Here is a 17277-nt window from a genome sequence, read left to right as displayed (position 1 = left end):
ATGGAACTGAACGACGCGTTGAGAATTCCGCTCGAACCGGCCGCCGTCTGGACGGCGCTGCAGGACGTGGCGCTCGTGCGGGCGAGCATGGAGCATTGCGAGTCGTTCAGGCGGCTCGGCCCCGGCGAATACGCGATCACGCTCACGGTGCCGCTCGGGCCGCTGCGCGCCCGCTACGAGGTACGCGCTCACATTGCCAACGACACGGCGCAGGTGCCGCTCACGCCCCGGCGTGTGCTGAGCTTTCGCGCCCGCGCGGACGGCATCGGCTCGCTGCGCGGCCAGATCGACGTCGCGCTGCGCCCGGAAGAGCGCGCTACGACGAAGGAGCCGGGTACGGGCAAGGACGTGGACACGCGGATCGACTACTCGGTGTGGGCCACGCTCACGGGACCGCTTTCCGAGCTGCCTGCACGCCAGATCGAGAACGCCCTGCACGAACTCGCCGACGACTTTTTCACGGAGTTCTGCGCCGTGGTTGCGGTCAAGCATGGCCAGGCGCCGAACCGCGTGGCGGGCGAGCAGCCGCGCCGGCAGCATGTGTTCCTGCGGCCGATCAACCTCGCCGGTCTTGCCCGGCGCGCGCATATCCTGCCGCAGCACCATGCGGGCGGCACGCTTTCGGGCCGCGCCGCAAGCACGCTGAATCACGAGCCGCCGCCGCATGCCATGCCGTATTGGGCGTGGGCCGCGATGATTTTTTTCGTCGCGCTGCTTCTGTATGCGGCGCGCTGGTTTACCGCGACCTGACTTTGGCGGAGGGCGGCGTGCCGCCCGCCGAACTGTTCATCGAACCGCTCACGCCCCTCGAAACTCCCGCCGCCAGGCCGACGGCGAATCCTGAATACCTCCACGAAATGCTGGCGCAGCGACGCGGCCGAGCCGAAGCCCGCGCGCTGGGCGATCGCGTCGATCGGCTGATCGGTGCTTTCGAGCAGCTGCTGCGCACGGGCGAGGCGCTCGCCGAGCAGCCGCGCGCCCACCGTCGTTCCTGTCGTCAAGCGGAACTGGCGCGTGAAGGTACGCCGCTCATCAGAGCGCGCTGCGCGAGCGAGTCGAGCGTGTGGGGCGCGTCGAGGTGGGCGCGCATCCAGTCGAGCAGACCCGGCAGCCGCTCGCCGCGCCCGGCCGCCGCGAGCGGCTGCTGCACGTACTGGGCCTGATTGCCCTGGCGGTGAGGCGGCACGACGAGCCGCCGCGCCACGTAGTTCGCGGCACCCGAGCCGCACAGGCGCCGCATGAGATGCAGGCAGCAGTCGAGTCCCGCCGCCGTGCCCGCCGAGGTGAGCAGGTCGCCGTCGTCGATGTAGAGCACGCCGGGATCGAAGCGCACGGCCGGAAAGCACTGCGCGAAGACGTCCGCGGCGGCCCAGTGCGTGGTGCCCGGGCGGCCGATTCTAGCGAAAGTTGTCATCCGGGCCACTGTCGCGCCGGTGCACGCGGCGCCACAATCCCGCCATCGACTTCGCGTCTTCGGACCGGTCGGTTCCTTTCAACCCCAGGAGGCATGGCCATGTCCGCGAATCCGCGCCGGGCGCTCGTCGTGATCGACGTGCAGAACGAATATGTCGGCGGCGATCTGCCGATCGAATACCCCCCCATCGAGACCTCGCTCGCCAATATCGGCCGCGCGATGGACGCCGCGCGCGCGGCCGGCGTGCCGGTCGTGGTGGTGCAGAACTTCGCCCCGGCGGACTCGCCATTGTTCGCGCGCGGCAGCGTGGGCGCCGAACTGCATCCGGCCGTGGCCACGCGCGAGCGCGATCACTACGTCGAAAAATCGCTGCCGAGCGCCTTCGCGGGCACCGATCTCAAAGCCTGGCTGGCCGGTCGCGGCATCGACACGCTCACGGTGGTCGGCTACATGACGCACAACTGCGACGCCTCGACGGTGTTCGAGGCGACCCACGCGGGTCTTGCCGTGGAGCTTCTGGCCGATGCGACTGGTTCGGTGCCGTATGCAAACGAGGCGGGAACGGCTAGCGCCGAGGAGATTCACCGCGTGTTCAGCGCGGTGATGCACACGCGCTTCGCCGCGGTCGTGAGCACGGATGCCTGGCTTGCCGCCGTCGAAAAGGGCGTGCCGCTCGCGCGCGACAATATCCACGCGTCGAATCAACGGGCCCGCGCGAGCCGCGTGCCGGCCTGAACGGTCAAGAAAATGGCGGCCTCGTCAGCGGGCCGCCTCGATCGGTCCGGGATGCGCGCCGCAGTAGTCAGGCGTCCGACTCGCTCGCGTCAACGCGCAGCGACGGGCTGAAGCGCAGCGCGTCGAGCATCGCGTCGACGTGCCGTTCGGCGTTGCTCGCCACGTCGAACACGTCCGGCAGGATCGCCATGTCGCGCAGCGCGCCGCCTATGAACGAATGGAGCACGCGCGAAGCGCGCTTGGGGTCGAGGTCGGCGGGCAACTGGCCCTTCGATATCGCATTGCGCAAACCCTGCTCGATGCTCGCGAGACCTTCGCGCATATCGGTCTGATGGCGCGCCATCACGGGACCCATCTCCTCGACGAACTCGCACTTCAGGAACAGGATCTCGAACACGCGGCGGCGGCGCACGTCGGTTGCCGTATTGCGCAGACACAGAATGCAAAGATCGCGCATGCGACCGAGCGGGTCGGGCTCGCCGGGATCCGTCGATGCCACCTTCAGTTCGTCGAGCGGCAGCACCACGCGGTCGAACATGGCCGTGAACAGGTCGCCCTTGTTCTCGAAATGCCAGTAAATCGCGCCGCGCGTCACGCCCGCGGCCTGGGCGATCTGGGCCAGCGAAGTGCGCGACACGCCCTTCTCGTAAAAGACGTGTTCGGCGGCGTCGAGGATCCGGTTGCGCGTCTCCAGCGCTTCCTCTTTCGTTCGGCGGACCATTTTGTAAAGTGAGTGCGTTGCAGCGGGTTAGGGGGAATAAATGTATTTGGGGTGAGAACCGTAATGTATTGATTTGTAATATAGAGAGGATGCGTGGATCGCCCCTGAAGTACCCACCAACGGTTACGTAACGTCCTTTTACATTCGTTCGCGAATGTATCTATAATAGCACCCCACCACCTGGGTGCCTCAAGTGGTGATGTCCGGTTAATATCCGTCCTTGGCCAAGTGGTCGTAGAAACCCCAATGCACGACGCCCCTCGCGGCGGCGCGCGGCAGTATCGCCCGGACGGATGTGCAGACCGGAACGCGCCTTTCTAGAAGAAGTACCGGGTTTATCCGTCAGGTATTTGCCAGATGCTGGCGTGCGTGGTCGTCCTCCTCGTTGCAGGACGCCGCACGCTTTTATTGTCAGTTATAGACAGAGGTCGCTCCATGCGCGTCGAACGGGTTCCATTCCGCCTAATCAGTGTCGCGACGGCTGCCATCGTGCTCGCAGCCTGCGGGCAAAAGCAGTCGGCGCCGCCGCCGCAAGCCCCCGAAGTGGGTATCGTTACCGTCCAGCCGACCGCCGTGCCGGTCGTCTCCGAGCTTCCCGGCCGTACCAGTGCCTATCTCGTCGCGCAGGTGCGCGCCCGGGTGGACGGCATCGTCCTGCGCCGCGAGTTCACGGAAGGCGCGATCGTGAAGGCCGGTCAGCGGCTCTACAAGATCGATCCCGCGCCGTATATCGCCGCGCTCAACACCGCCAAGGCCACGCTCGCCAAGGCGCAGGCCAACCTCGTCACGCAGAACGCGCTGGTTTCGCGCTACAAGGTTCTGGTGCAGGCCAACGCCGTCAGCAAGCAGGACTACGACAACGCCGTTTCCGCGCAAGGCCAGGCGGCGGCGGACGTCGCCTCCGGCAAGGCCGCCGTCGATACGGCGCAGATCAACCTCGGCTACACCGACGTCGTTTCGCCGGTCACGGGCCAGGTCGGCATCTCGCAGGTCACGCCGGGCGCCTATGTGCAGGCGAGCGCCGCGACGCTCATGTCGACGGTTCAGCAGCTCGACCCGATGTATGTCGACGTCACGCAGTCGAGCCTCGACGGCCTGAAGCTGCGCCGCGCGATCCAGGACGGCCGCCTGTCGACCAACGGCCCGAATGCCGCGAAGGTCTCGCTCGTGCTCGAAGACGGCCGCGTGTACGCGCAGAAGGGCAAGCTCCAGTTCAGCGACGTCACGGTCGATCAGACCACCGGCTCGGTGACGGTGCGCGCGCTCTTCCCGAACGCCGACCGCGTGCTGCTGCCGGGCATGTTCGTGCGCGCGCGCATCGAAGAAGGCATCAACAACAACGCGTTCCTCGTGCCGCAGGTGGGCGTGCTGCACGACCAGAAGGGCCAGGCCTCGGTGTACGTCGTCGGCAAGGACGACAAGGTCGTGCCGACGCCGATCGTCACGTCGGGCACGCAGGGCCAGGACTGGGTCGTGGAGAGCGGCCTGCAGGCCGGCGACCGCGTGATCGTGCAAGGCACCGACAAGGTCAAGCCGGGTGCGCAGGTCAAGCCTGTCGCGGCGCAACTGCCGCCGCCGCCGCCGCCGGGCGCGCCTTCGGCCGACATGGCGACCGCTTCGGGCTATGCGAACGCTGCCAGCGCCGCGTCGGGTCCCGCAGCGGGCAAAGGCGGTGCCTCGGCTGCGCCTGCCGCCTCCGCAGCGCAATAACCGGGAGCCTGCTTCATGGCAAAGTTCTTTATTGATCGCCCGATCTTTGCATGGGTGATCGCCATCATCCTGATGCTGGCGGGCGTGGCCTCGGTGTTCACGCTGCCGGTCGCGCAGTATCCGACCATCGCGCCGCCTTCCATCCAGATCAGCGCGAACTATCCGGGTGCGTCGGCCAAGACGGTGGAAAACACGGTCACGCAGGTGATCGAGCAGCAGATGAGCGGTCTCGACCACTTGCTGTACATCTCGTCGACTTCCGACGACTCGGGCACGGCCACCATCACGCTGACCTTCGCCGCGGGCACCAACCCGGACATCGCGCAGGTGCAGGTGCAGAACAAGCTGCAGCTCGCCACGCCGATCCTGCCGCAGGTGGTGCAGCAGCTCGGTATCAGCGTGACGAAGTCGAGCAGCAGCTTCCTGCTGGTGCTCGCGTTCGTGTCCGAAGACGGCAGCATGACCAAGTACGACCTCGCGAACTACGTGGCGTCGAACGTGAAGGACCCGATCAGCCGTATCGACGGCGTGGGTACGGTCACGCTGTTCGGCTCGCAGTACGCGATGCGCGTCTGGCTCGATCCACACAAGCTCACGAACTTCCAGCTTACGCCAACCGACGTCACAGCCGCGATCACCGCGCAGAACGTGCAGATCGCGGGCGGCCAGCTGGGCGGCACGCCGGCGGTGGCGGGGCAGGCGTTCCAGGCGACCATCACCGAATCGACGCTGCTGCAAACGCCTGAGCAGTTCGGCAACATCCTGCTGAAGGTGAACCAGGACGGCTCGCAGGTGCGCCTGAAGGATGTGGCGCGTATCGGTCTGGGCGGCGAGAACTACAACTTCGACACGAAGTACAACGGTGCGCCGACGGCCGGTCTCGGCATTCAGCTCGCGACGGGCGCCAACGCGCTGCAAACGGCGAAGCTCGTGCGCCAGAAGATCGACGACCTCTCGAAGTACTTCCCGCACGGCCTCGTCGTGAAGTACCCGTACGACACGACGCCGTTCGTGCGCCTGTCGATCGAGGAAGTGATCAAGACGCTGCTGGAAGGCATCGTGCTGGTGTTCCTCGTGATGTACCTGTTCCTGCAGAACCTGCGCGCAACGTTGATTCCGACGATCGCGGTGCCGGTGGTGCTGCTCGGTACGTTCGCGATCATGGCGGCGGTGGGCTTCTCCATCAATACGCTGTCGATGTTCGGCCTCGTGCTCGCCATCGGCCTGCTGGTGGACGACGCGATCGTGGTCGTGGAGAACGTCGAGCGGGTGATGGTGGAAGAGGGGTTGGGGCCGAAGGAAGCCACGCGCAAGGCCATGGGCCAGATCACCGGCGCACTGGTGGGCGTGGCGCTCGTGCTCTCCGCGGTGTTCGTGCCGGTGGCGTTCTCGGGCGGCTCGGTCGGCGCCATCTACCGGCAGTTCTCGCTCACGATCGTGGCGGCGATGGTGCTGTCCGTGCTCGTCGCGTTGATTCTCACGCCGGCGTTGTGCGCGACCATCCTCAAGCCGATCCCGAAGGGCCATCACGAGCAGAAGAAGGGCTTCTTCGGCTGGTTCAACCGCACGTTCGAGACGAGCCGCGACAAGTACCACAGCGGCGTGTACCACGTGATCAAGCGCTCGGGCCGCTGGCTCATCATCTATCTCGTGGTGATCGTCGCGGTGGGCATGCTGTTCGTGCGCCTGCCGAAGTCGTTCCTGCCCGATGAAGACCAGGGCACGATGTTCGTGATCGTGCAGACGCCCGTGGGCTCGACCCAGGAAACGACGGCGCGCACGCTCGCCAACATCCAGAACTGGCTGCTCAAGGACGAAGCCAGCATCGTCGAGTCGGTGTTCACGGTGAACGGCTTCAGCTTCGCGGGCCGCGGCCAGAACTCGGGTCTCGTGTTCGTGCGGATGAAGGACTACAAGCAGCGTCAGCACGCGGACCAGAAGGTCCAGGCGCTGGTGCGGCGCATGTTCATGCACTACGCGGGTTACAAGGACGCGATGGTGTTCCCGGTGAATCCGCCTTCGATTCCTGAACTCGGCACCGCGTCGGGCTTCGACTTCGAACTGCAGGATCGCGCGGGTCTCGGTCACGAGAAGCTGATGGAAGCGCGCAACATGCTGCTCGGCATGGCTGCGAAGGACCCGACGCTCGCACTCGTGCGCCCGAACGGCCTGAACGACACGCCGCAGTTCACGATCGACATCGACCGTGAAAAGGCCGAGGCGCTCGGTGTGACGGCGGCCGCGGTCGACCAGACCTTCTCGATCGCCTGGGCGTCGGCCTACGTGAACAACTTCCTCGATACGGACGGCCGTATCAAGAAGGTGTACGTGATGGGTGACGCACCGTTCCGCATGACGCCGGAAGACTTGAACAACTGGTATGTGCGCAACAGTGCGGGCGGGATGGCGCCGCTCGGCTCGGTCGCGAGCGGCCGCTGGACCTTCGGTTCGCCGAAGCTCGAGCGCTACAACGGCATCTCGGCCGTGGAAATCCAGGGTCAGGCGGGCCAGGGCAAGTCGACCGGCCAGGCCATGACGGCGATGGAGCAGATCGCGGCGAAGCTGCCCGCGGGTATCGGCTACGAATGGACGGGCCTGTCCTACCAGGAACGCCAGTCGGGTTCGCAGGCGCCGATCCTGTACGGCATCTCGATCCTCGTCGTGTTCCTGTGTCTCGCGGCGCTGTATGAAAGCTGGTCGATTCCGTTCGCGGTCATCATGGTGGTGCCGCTCGGCGTGCTCGGCGCGCTGCTGGCGGTGACCTTGCGCGGCCTCGAGAACGACGTGTTCTTCCAGGTGGGTCTCTTGACCACCGTGGGTCTCTCGGCGAAGAACGCGATTCTGATCGTGGAGTTCGCGCGCGAGCTGCAGGCCGAAGGGAAGATGGGACCGATCGAGGCGGCGCTCGAAGCATCGCGACTGCGTCTGCGGCCGATTCTCATGACGTCGATGGCGTTCATTCTCGGCGTGCTGCCGCTCGCGATCAGCAACGGTGCGGGTTCGGCTTCGCAGCACGCGATCGGCACGGGCGTGATCGGCGGGATGATCACGGCCACGTTCCTCGCGATCTTCATGATCCCGATGTTCTTCGTGGTGATTCGCGCGAAGTTCGCGGGCGAGAAGGAAGACGCGGACACGGCGCTTGCACACTACGAAGAGCACCACGCACACGACCACGACGAAGACAACGGCGCGAATGGTGGCGGCGCCGGCGGTCAGGGCGGCACGGGTGGCAACGACCGTGGTCGCGAAGGTGGCAACGGCGGCGGCAACGGCGACGGCCCGGGCAAGGAAGGACATTGAGATGCATAAACTATCCGTAATTGCAGCGGGCGCCGCTGCGTTGGCCGCCGCGCTTCTCGCGGGTTGCACGATGGAGCCGTGGTACCACCGGCCCGAAGCGCCGGTGTCGCAGAGCTTCCCGCAGGGCGGCGTGTACGCGACTCAGCCCGTCGCGGCGGGTCAGGATGGCCAGCCTGCCCCCAGCGCCAACGGCGCCCCGGCGACCGACATCGGCTGGCGCGAGTTCTTCGTCGATCCGCGCCTGCAGCAGCTCGTCGCTATCGCGCTGAAGAACAACCGCGACCTGCGCGTCTCGGTGCTCAACGTCGAGGCGGCGCGCGCGCAGTATCAGATCACGCGCGCCGAGCTGTTCCCGGCGATCAACGGCGTGGCCACGGACTCGCGTACGCGCGTGCCTCGTGACCTGCAGACCACGCCGAACAATCCGTACAGCGTCTACAACGTGGGCGTGCAGGCGTCCTGGGAAATCGACTTCTGGGGGCGCATCCGCAGCCTGAAGGACCAGGCGTTGGCGCAGTACCTCTCGACGGCCTATGCACGCAAGGCGGCGGAGATCACGCTGGTTTCGGAAGTCGCGGACCAGTATCTGACCATGCTCTCCGACGACGACCTGCTCAAGGTCACGCAGGAAACGCTCAAGACGGCGCAGGACTCGTACAACATCACGAAGGCGCAGTTCGAGACGGGCACCGGCACCGAGCTGGATCTGCGTCAGGCGCAAACGGTGGTCGAGAACGCGCAGGCCAACCTGCAGGCGCAACTGCGGGCCCGCGCCCAGGCCGAGAACGCGCTCGTGCTGCTGATCGGCGAGCCGCTGCCGGCGGATCTGGCGCAAGGTCTGCCGCTCGACGGCCAGGCCCTGCTCAACGACATTCCGGCAGGGCTGCCCTCGGATCTGCTCACGCGCCGTCCGGACATCATGCAGGCCGAAGAGACGCTGCTCGCGGCAAACGCCAATATCGGCGCGGCGCGCGCGGCGTTCTTCCCGAAGATCTCGCTCACGGCGGCGTTCGGCACCGAAAGCCTGTCGCTCGGCGGGCTCTTCAAGGCGGGCACGGCGGCGTGGAGTTTCGTGCCGCAGATCACGCTGCCGATCTTCGAAGGCGGTTCGAACATCGCGAATCTGCAACTCGCGAATGTCGAGAAGCGTATCGAGATCGCCAACTACGAGAAGTCGATCCAGTCGGCGTTCCAGGAAGTGGCCGATGGGCTGGCCGCACGCGGCACCTATGACGAGCAGATCGCGGCGCTCGAGCGCAGCACCTTCGCGAACCAGCGCTCGCTCACGCTTTCGGAGTTGCGCTACAGGAACGGCGTGGACAGCTATCTGCCGGTGCTCACCGCGCAGACGAGCCTCTACACGGCGCAGCAGTCGCTCATCACGGCGCGCCTCGCGCGGCTGACCAACCTCGTCGATCTGTATCGCGCGCTGGGTGGCGGCTGGATCGAGCACGCGGGCGAGACGCCGCGCGCGCCCGACGCGCCGGCCGATTACGGCGCGGCCAGCGCGCCAGTGGCGGCTTCGGCCGCAACGGCGGGCTAACGCTCCAGACTTCTGGATCAGAAGCGGGAACGCCACGGGAGACCGTGGCGTTTTTTTTCGCGTATCAGAAGAAGGGCGAAAAGCGGGCAAAAAAAAGGCGCCATGGTTTCCCGTGGCGCCGAACCAGCAAAAGACCCCGCCCGCATGTGTGCAGATGAACACCTGCGGGCGGGACACCTCTCGCGTCAACTCAATACGTTCAAACCCGGTTCGATCCGTTCAGTGAGATCGACTTAGTGCGCGGCGGAGCGCGGCATTTCGTGGCCCGCCTGCGGCGTCTCGCCTGCATCCGGACGGCCTTCGAGATCGTGCCCGGCGCGGCGGATGGCGCGCTCGGCGGCTTTCTCGCTCTTCGCACCGTTGAAGATCAGGTTCAGCACCACCGCCGAAACCGAAGCGAGCAGGATGCCGCTATGAAGCAGCGGCGAAAGCGCGGGCGGCAGCCTGGCGAAGAAGTGCGGCGACACCACCGGCACGAGGCCGAAACCCACGCTCACGGCCACGATGAAGAGGTTGTGCTGGTTCCTCACGAAGTCCACGCGCGAGAGCACCTTGATACCGTTCGCCGCCACCATGCCGAACATCACGATGCCCGCGCCGCCCAGCACGAAGGCGGGCACGGAGGCGACCATCTGCGCCATCTTCGGAAAGAGGCCGAGCAGCACGAGGATCACGCCGCCCATCGCGCACACATAGCGGCTTTTCACGCCCGTCACGCCGATGAGGCCCACGTTCTGCGAGAAAGATGTATGCGGGAACGAGTTGAAAATGCCGCCGATCATCGTGCCGAGACCGTCGACACGCAGGCCGCGCACGAGCGTGGCCTGGTCGACGGGGCGCCCGACCATGTCGCCCACGGCGAGGAACATGCCCGTCGATTCGATGAAGGTCACGAACATCACGATCACCATCGTCGCGATCGGCAGGATGTGGAACTTCGGCATGCCGAAGTGGAACGGCATGACGATGCCGACCCACGGCGCGCTCGCCATGCCTTCGAGGTTCACGCGGCCGAGCGCGAGCGCGATGGCAAAGCCCGCGACGATGCCGAGCAGCACCGAGATATTGGCGATGAAGCCGCGCCCGAACTTGTTGATGAGCAGGATCAGCATCAGCACGAGCAGCGAGAGGCCGAGGTAAATGGGGTTGCCGTAGTCCGGGTTGCCCACGCCGCCCGCGGCCCAGTTGATGCCCACTTCCATCAGCGAGAGGCCGATCACCGCGATCACGGTGCCCACCACGACAGGCGGGAAGAAGCGCAGCAGCTTGCCGATCATCGGCGCGATCACAATGCCGATCGCGCCCGCCGCGATAGTCGAGCCGAAGATGTCGAGAAGGCCGAGCGAGGGATTGGTGCCGATGGCGATCATGGGGCCCACCGAGGCGAACGTGCAGCCCATGATCACGGGCAGGCGGATGCCGAAGATCCACAGGCCGAGCGTCTGGATCAGCGTGGCGATGCCGCAGGCGAACAGGTCGGCGCTGATGAGGAAGGCGACCTGGTCCTTCGGCAGCCCGATCGCGCCGCCGACGATGAGCGGCACGGCCACCGCGCCTGCGTACATCACGAGCACGTGCTGGATGCCGAGTGTCAGCAACTGGCTGAACGGCAGGCGCTCGTCGCAGGGGTGGACCTGCTTCTGCCCGGACCGCTGGGCGGCCTGGTCCTCAATGCCCTTGGCTTGCATGTCGTCTGTCTCCGTCTCTTCGTTTAAGGATATGGCCTCCAAGGTATGCGGTAAGAAAACAGGCAACAAGACCGCTGGAGACTATTCCGTGCTTTCCGGCGACGATATGCGAGCACCGCGATGGCCGGCCGACATAAGGGTGGGATCGGCGCGCGCGGGCCGCGCCCGGCGGCATCATGGCGGCAACGCCGGGCGCCGGTTCGGACCGCGCGCGCCGCGGGGCAACGCGGCAAGCCCCCTGTTTCCGGCGGTCGAGCGCCCGTGCGCGGTAGGCGCCGCGGCGCGGGCATGACGGTGTGGCCCCATGACGGAGCGTGTGCGGGCGGGTCGAGCCCAGGCTGGCGATGTCCAGCCGGTCATGTCACATATGGCCGCGCCGTTATGATCTCTATTTCGAATGCGCCATGTGAGCCGTTTTGCATCGCGCGCGCACGCACCGGGTTAACCCGCGAACGGGCGTTTTTCGCGCTGAAGTCGGCTGTGTTGCGCGCAGGCTCGCGGCAGGTGTGAAAAGCCTGCTTAACGTGCAGCTGGCAGCGTGCCTCGCGCCCTTATGATGATTTTTTCGTCCTCACCCACCTCGCACACCGTTTCCCATGAGTCCATCGCAGACGCGCTTCCTCGGTATCGACCTCGGCACCGGTTCACTCAAGCTTGGCATCATCGATGGCGACGGCGTCGAGCGCGCCGCCGCGAGCGTGGCCTACGCGCTCGAAACACCGCAGCCGGGCTGGGCCGAGATCGCCGTGGAGCGCTGGTGGGACGCGCTCGTCGCGGCCTGCGCGCGGCTGCCCGGGAGCGAGCGCGCCGCGGTGCGCGGCATCGGCTTTTCCGGACAGATGCATGGCGTCGTGCTCACCGACGAAGCAGGCCGCGCGTTGCGCCCCGCGATGCTTTGGCCCGACACGCGCGCACATGCGCTGCTCGATGCCTGGCCCGACGACGCCGGGCATGCGCAGCCCAATCCCGTTGCACCAGGCATGGCGGGGCCGTTGCTGCGCTGGGTCCTGCAGCACGAGCCGCAAGTCGCGCAAGCCGCGCGCTGGGCACTGCAGCCGAAAGACTGGCTGCGCATGGCGCTGGGCGGCGCAGTTACGGCAGATCCGTCGGACGCATGTGCAACGGCGCTCGCCGCACCCGATGGCGAGTGGGACTTCGCGCTGATCGAGCGGCTGGGATTACCGGCGCGATGGTTCGCGCCGCTGGCCGCGTCGCATGAAGCGAGCGGCACCCTTGGCGCGCAAGCCGCACAGGCGCTCGGGCTGCCCGCCGGCATCGTGCTCGCGACGGGCGCGGGCGACACGCCCTGCGCCGCACTCGGCAGCGGCCTGGCCGACGAAGGCGACGCGCTCCTCACGACGGGCACGGGCGGCCAGATCGTCGTCACCGCGCGCAGCGAGCCGCCCGCGCGGCGCGGGCTGCATCGCTACCGCTCGGCCATGGGCGGCTGGTACACCATGGCCGCCATGCAGAACGTGGGCGTGGCGCTGGAAGCGGCACGCGGCTGGCTGGCCTACGACTGGGCTTGTGCTTACGCGGATGCGTTCGCCGAGCCGCCGTCGGCGACGCTCGCGTTCCTGCCTTACCTGAGCGGCGAACGCTCGCCGTGGCTCGACCCGGCGGCGCGCGGCGGCTGGCTCGGCGCTTCGCTTGGCGACTCGCGCGGCACGCTCATGCGCGCGGCGTTCGAGGGCGTCGCGTTCGCATTGCGTGCGGGCCTCGACGCCGTGCGCAGCACCCATGAAGTCGCCGATGAAGACACGCGGGATACGCGCAGTGTGCCGACGCTCAAGCTCGCGGGCGGCGGCTCCGTGGACGCGCGCTGGCAGCAGTTGCTCGCCGACACGCTCGACGCGGACCTTTACGCGATCGACTGTCCGAACGCAGCGGCGCGCGGCGCCGCGATGCTGGGCGGCCTCGCCTGCGGGCACTGGCGCATGAGCGACCTCGCGGCGCTTGCGCCGGCCGCGACCCGGGTGGCGTCGCCGCGCGAGGACGCCGCGCTCGCGCAGCGCTATGCGCGCTTCATCGATCTGTATGGCCGCGTTCGAAGCTGGTTCCCGCCGGCGTCGTGATGCGGCGTATCGACAATCCGCCCGGCCGTTCTTTACCGAGCCGGACGTAACGGCAAAAAGGCGTTGCCACCGCGCGGGGCAACGCCTTTTTCATGGCGCGTACAGCGTGCCCAAGCCTGTTCACATTCATAACGGGCTTGCGAACGTACCTCGCGAATGTGAACAGGCCCTAGCGACGCCCGATCAGACTCGCGCCATAGACGAGCGCGGCGAGCGCGGTGATCCAGAAGCTGGTGGGCCAGTCGCTGTAGAACGCGAGCGTCACGCCGAGCCATGCCTGCACGAGCGCGAGCAGCGCGGCGAGCACGAGGCCGGTTGAGAGGCGCGTGGTGAGATTCTGCGCGGCGGCGGCCGGACCGACCATCAGCGTAAAGACGAGCAGCACGCCGACGATCTGCGTGCACGCGGCCACCGCGAGCGCGGCGATGGCGAGGAACAGCATCGAGACCGCGCGCAGCGACACCCCCTTCGCTTCGGCGAGTTCGGGCTGCAGCGAGGCGAACAAGAGCGGCCGCATGATGGCGGCCAGCGCAGCCAGACTCGCCACGGCGAGGGCGGCCAGCACGCCGAGCGTCTCGCGGTTCACGCCCAGCACGTTGCCGAACAGCAGCGCCGTGACCTGCGTGGCATACGACGTGAAGAAGTGCAGAAACAGCAGGCCGAAGCCGAGTGCGAGCGAAAGAATCACGCCGATCGCGACATCGCGGCCCGCGAGTTTTTCGCCGAGCGCGCCCATCGAAACGCCGGCGGCGAGCGTGAAGCCCACCATGCCCCAGATCGGCGAAACGCCTAGCAGCACGGCGCCCGTCGCGCCCGTGAAACCCACGTGCGAGAGCGCGTGGCCCGCAAAGGTCTGACCGCGCATCACGAGGAAATAGCCCACCACGCCCGCGAGCACCGCGACGATGCCCGACGCCGCGAAGGCGTTCACCATGAAATCGTATTCAAGCATCGTGCGTGTGGCCGTGTGTGTTGTCGTTGTCGTTGCCGTGGTCGTGGCCATGCGCGTGGCCGTGGTCGCCATGGTCATGCTCATGCGCGTGGTCGTGCTTTTCGACTTCCACGTCGCCCGACATCACGAAGATGCGGCCTTTCATGCGCATCACGTCGATCGGCGAGCCGTAGAGGCGCGAGAGCACGGGCGCGGTAATGACTTCATCCACGCTGCCGAGCGCGGCCACGCCGTTGCCGAGATAGAGCACGCGGTCGAGCGCGTTCAGGAGCGGGTTCAGTTCGTGCGCGGAGAACAGCACCGCGATGCCGAGCTCGCGCTGCACGCGGCGCACGAGTTCGACCACGCCGCGCTGGTGGTTGGGGTCGAGGCTGATGAGCGGCTCGTCGAGCAGCAGCAGCTTCGGGTCGCCGAGCAGGCATTGCGCGAGCAGCAGGCGCTGGCGCTCGCCGCCCGACAGCTCAGAAAGCGGGCGATCCGCAAGCGCGCTCGCACCCACGAGATCCAGCACGCGCGCAACGTCGGCGCGCGTGGCGGCGTCGGCGCGCGGCAGGCCCCAGCGGTGGCCGTCGGCGGCCATCGCCACGAAGTCGCGGCCGCGCACGCGGCGGCTCGCGAGCGCCGTGCGTGTCTGCGGCATGTAGCCGATTTTCGCGTTACCGCGCGCGACCGGCTCGCCCAGCACGCGGATCGCGCCGTGCGAGGCCGGCACGAGGCCGAGAATCGCGCGCATGAGCGTGGTTTTGCCCGCGCCGTTCGGCCCGAGCACGCCGATGAACTCGCCCTGGTTCACCGCGAAGTTCGCATCGCGCAGGATCGTGCGTTCGCCGAGCGCGAGCGTCACGCCCGCTAGCGTCAGCACAGGCGTGGGCGCGCGGTGCGCGCCGTTGTGCGGTGCGTTGTGCGATGCCGCGATATCGGTGGGCGAAGGCCCGGCCCCGGTCATGACGTCTGTCCTTGCTGAATACGGTTAGTGTTGCCCTGGCGTTCCCACTGCCAGCGCCTTGTCGAGCGAGTCGAGCTGCGCGAGCATCCACTGCTGGAAGTTCACGCCGGCCGGCTGCGTTTCGGTCACGCTCACGGACGGCACGTTCGACGCTTTCGCCAGCGCCAGCATGCGCCGCGTGAGCGCCTCGGTTGCCTGGCTGTTATAGATCAGCACGCGCACGCGGCGCTCGCGCAGGTCGCGCTCGAACGCGGCGATGTCCGAGGCGCTCGCCTCGGTGTCGTTCATCGCCGCGAGCTGGAAGCGCAGGTTGCGCATGTCGAGGCCGATCGCATCCGACAGGTAGCCGAACACCGGCTCCGTGGCCGTGACGGGCTGTCCCCGGTAGCGCGCGCGCAGCGCCGCGACCTTGGCGTCGACCGGCTGCAGCGAGGCGAGGAAGGTCGCCAGGTTGGCATCGTACACGCTCTTGTGCGCGGGGTCCGCTGCGCCGAGCGCGGCGCTTACGGCGCGCGCCACGGCGGGCATGGTCTTCGGGTCGTACCAGAGGTGCGGATTGTCGCCCGCCTTCTTGCCGACGAGGTCCGCCGCGACGATCGTCGTGCGGCTGGTGCCGCTGGTGCCGGCCCCGGTGGCGCCCAGCAGCTTGCTCATCCACGGGTCGTAATCGGCGCCGTTGTACACCACGACGCGCGCATTCTGGAGCGCGCGGGCGGTCTTCGGGCTGGCCTCGAAAAGGTGCGGGTCCTGGTCGGGGTTGCTCAGGATGCTCGTCACGTCCACGTAATTCCCGCCGATCTGCTTCGCGACGTCGCCGTAGAAGTTCTCCGCCGCAACGACGGCAATCGTGGCGCTGCCGGCCTGCGCCGCCAGGGCCGCGCTCGCGCCGCCGAAAGTGGTGCCCAGCGCGAGTGCCAGCCCGGCCACAAGGCGCGCGAGCGTGAAGCGACGGCGCGCGAGCGTTGCGGCAACCTTGGGCGTGCAGTTGGCGCGGCTGAACGTGATCATGGTTCTATCCTTGTCTATAGGGAGCCTGAAGGCGGACGCGTCGGCGTGACGAAGGCGAGATGATATAACATATCACTCTGATTGGCGAGCCAGCTCGACATCCGGTCAGGGGGCCGGATCTGCAGGCCGCAGCCAGTCGAGGCTTGCGCGCCGCACCATCGAAATCTCGTCCAATCGCGTTTGTTCGCCTTGACAGTCTCCGACTCGTATCCGATCATTCGATCAACGACAGAGCAAATGCTCACATGTCGGGCGATCGCTCAGCGGCTCCCCTGGAGCGCCTGCGCAGCGCGCCCTGCACGAACGAAACTGGAGACAACCTGTGGCACACACCGCGACCCCAGCGGCCGGACGTTTGCAGGACAAGATAGCCGTGCTGACCGGCGCGGCGAGCGGCATTGGCGAGGCGGTCGCCCAGCGCTATCTCGACGAAGGCGCGCGCTGCGTGCTCGTCGACGTGAAGCCCGCCGGGTCCGTCGTCCCAACGCTCGCCGCCGCGTACCCCGAGCGCGTGCTCGCGATCTGCGCCGACGTCACCCGCCGTGAGGACATCGACCGCATCGTGCAGAGCGCGGTCGAACGCTTCGGCCGCATCGACATCCTCTTCAACAACGCGGCGCTTTTCGACATGCGCCCGCTTCTCGACGAATCCTGGGACGTGTACGACCGCCTCTTCGCGGTGAACGTGAAAGGCATGTTCTTTCTCATGCAGGCCGTGGCGCGCCGCATGGTCGAGCAGGGCCAGGGCGGCAAGATCATCAACATGTCGTCGCAGGCGGGCCGCCGCGGCGAAGCGCTCGTCTCGCACTACTGCGCGACCAAGGCCGCCGTGCTGAGCTACACGCAGTCGGCGGCGCTTGCGCTGGCGCCCCATCGCATCAATGTCAACGGCATCGCGCCGGGTGTGGTCGACACGCCCATGTGGGAGCAGGTCGACGCGCTCTTCGCACGCTACGAGCATCGCCCTCTCGGCGAGAAGAAGCGCCTCGTGGGCGAGGCCGTGCCGCTCGGTCGCATGGGCCTGCCCGAAGATCTCACGGGCGCCGCGCTCTTCCTCGCCTCCGCCGACGCCGACTACATCACCGCGCAGACCCTCAACGTCGACGGCGGCAACTGGATGAGCTGACCTTTCCCGCAACCCCCGCCGCAACCCTTGCACAACGCATCACGACAGCAGCACGG

12 protein-coding genes and 1 pseudogene are annotated in these 17277 nt (G+C 67.2%); 7 read left to right on the top strand and 6 right to left on the bottom strand.

The features are described 5' to 3' along the window. The gene (locus tag BHE01S_RS17985) at positions 1–750 is read left to right on the top strand and encodes a CoxG family protein (protein ID WP_042266269.1); all 750 of its coding nucleotides are present in this window, start codon (positions 1–3) and stop codon (positions 748–750) included. A gap of 48 nt (positions 751–798) precedes the next feature. Here BHE01S_RS17985 and BHE01S_RS17980 read toward each other — a convergent pair. After that, positions 799–1393, bottom strand: a pseudogene (locus tag BHE01S_RS17980) (helix-turn-helix domain-containing protein); the annotation flags it as partial. 120 nt (positions 1394–1513) lie between these two features. Here BHE01S_RS17980 and BHE01S_RS17975 point away from each other — a divergent pair. Next, a complete protein-coding gene (locus BHE01S_RS17975) occupies positions 1514–2149 on the top strand; it encodes a cysteine hydrolase family protein (RefSeq protein ID WP_042266425.1) in 636 nt (211 codons plus the stop codon). A gap of 67 nt (positions 2150–2216) precedes the next feature. Here the strand turns inward: BHE01S_RS17975 and BHE01S_RS17970 are convergent, their stop codons facing one another. Further along, positions 2217–2870 (bottom strand): TetR family transcriptional regulator, encoded by a 654-nt coding sequence (locus BHE01S_RS17970; protein ID WP_042266268.1) that lies wholly within the window; start codon positions 2868–2870, stop codon positions 2217–2219. Between the two features lie 435 nt (positions 2871–3305). On the opposite strand from BHE01S_RS17970, the gene BHE01S_RS17965 reads away from it, so the two are divergent. From BHE01S_RS17965 to BHE01S_RS17955, 3 genes are read left to right on the top strand one after another with little or no spacing between them, the layout of a single operon-like run. Then, the gene (locus BHE01S_RS17965; protein ID WP_042266266.1) at positions 3306–4580 is read left to right on the top strand and encodes an efflux RND transporter periplasmic adaptor subunit; all 1275 of its coding nucleotides are present in this window, start codon (positions 3306–3308) and stop codon (positions 4578–4580) included. 15 nt (positions 4581–4595) lie between these two features. Further along, positions 4596–7883, top strand: a complete 3288-nt coding sequence (locus BHE01S_RS17960; RefSeq protein WP_042266263.1) for an efflux RND transporter permease subunit — start codon at positions 4596–4598, stop codon at positions 7881–7883. Between the two features lies 1 nt (position 7884). Further along, positions 7885–9426, top strand: coding sequence for an efflux transporter outer membrane subunit (locus tag BHE01S_RS17955; RefSeq protein WP_042266261.1), 1542 nt, complete (start codon positions 7885–7887; stop codon positions 9424–9426). Positions 9427–9659: 233 nt separating this feature from the next. On the opposite strand, the gene BHE01S_RS17950 is transcribed toward BHE01S_RS17955, so the two are convergent. Further along, positions 9660–11114 (bottom strand): nucleobase:cation symporter-2 family protein, encoded by a 1455-nt coding sequence (locus tag BHE01S_RS17950; RefSeq protein WP_042266260.1) that lies wholly within the window; start codon positions 11112–11114, stop codon positions 9660–9662. Positions 11115–11710: 596 nt separating this feature from the next. Between BHE01S_RS17950 and BHE01S_RS17945 the strand changes: the two genes are divergently transcribed. Beyond that, complete coding sequence (locus tag BHE01S_RS17945) at positions 11711–13189, top strand: xylulokinase (RefSeq protein WP_042266259.1); 1479 nt, start codon at positions 11711–11713, stop codon at positions 13187–13189. A 169-nt stretch (positions 13190–13358) separates the two neighbouring features. On the opposite strand, the gene BHE01S_RS17940 is transcribed toward BHE01S_RS17945, so the two are convergent. The 3 genes from BHE01S_RS17940 to BHE01S_RS17930 are packed head-to-tail and all read right to left on the bottom strand — an operon-like array spanning position 13359 to position 16095. Next, on the bottom strand, positions 13359–14141 hold the full coding sequence (locus BHE01S_RS17940) for a metal ABC transporter permease (protein ID WP_042266257.1): 783 nt from the start codon (positions 14139–14141) through the stop codon (positions 13359–13361). Continuing rightward, positions 14134–15087: an ABC transporter ATP-binding protein gene (locus BHE01S_RS17935; RefSeq protein WP_042266255.1), complete on the bottom strand. Its 954-nt coding sequence runs from the start codon at positions 15085–15087 to the stop codon at positions 14134–14136. Before BHE01S_RS17935 ends, BHE01S_RS17940 begins: the two co-directional genes overlap by 8 nt. A gap of 24 nt (positions 15088–15111) precedes the next feature. After that, on the bottom strand, positions 15112–16095 hold the full coding sequence (locus tag BHE01S_RS17930; RefSeq protein ID WP_084068964.1) for a metal ABC transporter solute-binding protein: 984 nt from the start codon (positions 16093–16095) through the stop codon (positions 15112–15114). A 322-nt stretch (positions 16096–16417) separates the two neighbouring features. Here BHE01S_RS17930 and BHE01S_RS17925 point away from each other — a divergent pair, with 322 nt between their 5' ends. Then, positions 16418–17221, top strand: coding sequence for an L-iditol 2-dehydrogenase (locus BHE01S_RS17925; RefSeq protein WP_042266254.1), 804 nt, complete (start codon positions 16418–16420; stop codon positions 17219–17221). The last annotated feature ends 56 nt before the right edge of the window (positions 17222–17277 follow it).

Source organism: Paraburkholderia heleia NBRC 101817 (genome assembly GCF_000739775.1).
Lineage (GTDB): Bacteria > Pseudomonadota > Gammaproteobacteria > Burkholderiales > Burkholderiaceae > Paraburkholderia > Paraburkholderia heleia.
This window is presented reverse-complemented; position numbering and strand designations above follow the sequence as displayed.

Coding starts and splice junctions, on each gene's coding strand:
- BHE01S_RS17985 (WP_042266269.1), top strand. CDS start 1: ATGGAACTGAACGACGCGTTGAGAATTCCGCTCGAACCGGCCGCCGTC.
- BHE01S_RS17965 (WP_042266266.1), top strand. CDS start 3,306: ATGCGCGTCGAACGGGTTCCATTCCGCCTAATCAGTGTCGCGACGGCT.
- BHE01S_RS17940 (WP_042266257.1), bottom strand. CDS start 14,141: ATGCTTGAATACGATTTCATGGTGAACGCCTTCGCGGCGTCGGGCATC.
- BHE01S_RS17930 (WP_084068964.1), bottom strand. CDS start 16,095: ATGATCACGTTCAGCCGCGCCAACTGCACGCCCAAGGTTGCCGCAACG.
- BHE01S_RS17975 (WP_042266425.1), top strand. CDS start 1,514: ATGTCCGCGAATCCGCGCCGGGCGCTCGTCGTGATCGACGTGCAGAAC.
- BHE01S_RS17935 (WP_042266255.1), bottom strand. CDS start 15,087: ATGACCGGGGCCGGGCCTTCGCCCACCGATATCGCGGCATCGCACAAC.
- BHE01S_RS17970 (WP_042266268.1), bottom strand. CDS start 2,870: ATGGTCCGCCGAACGAAAGAGGAAGCGCTGGAGACGCGCAACCGGATC.
- BHE01S_RS17960 (WP_042266263.1), top strand. CDS start 4,596: ATGGCAAAGTTCTTTATTGATCGCCCGATCTTTGCATGGGTGATCGCC.
- BHE01S_RS17945 (WP_042266259.1), top strand. CDS start 11,711: ATGAGTCCATCGCAGACGCGCTTCCTCGGTATCGACCTCGGCACCGGT.
- BHE01S_RS17955 (WP_042266261.1), top strand. CDS start 7,885: ATGCATAAACTATCCGTAATTGCAGCGGGCGCCGCTGCGTTGGCCGCC.
- BHE01S_RS17950 (WP_042266260.1), bottom strand. CDS start 11,114: ATGCAAGCCAAGGGCATTGAGGACCAGGCCGCCCAGCGGTCCGGGCAG.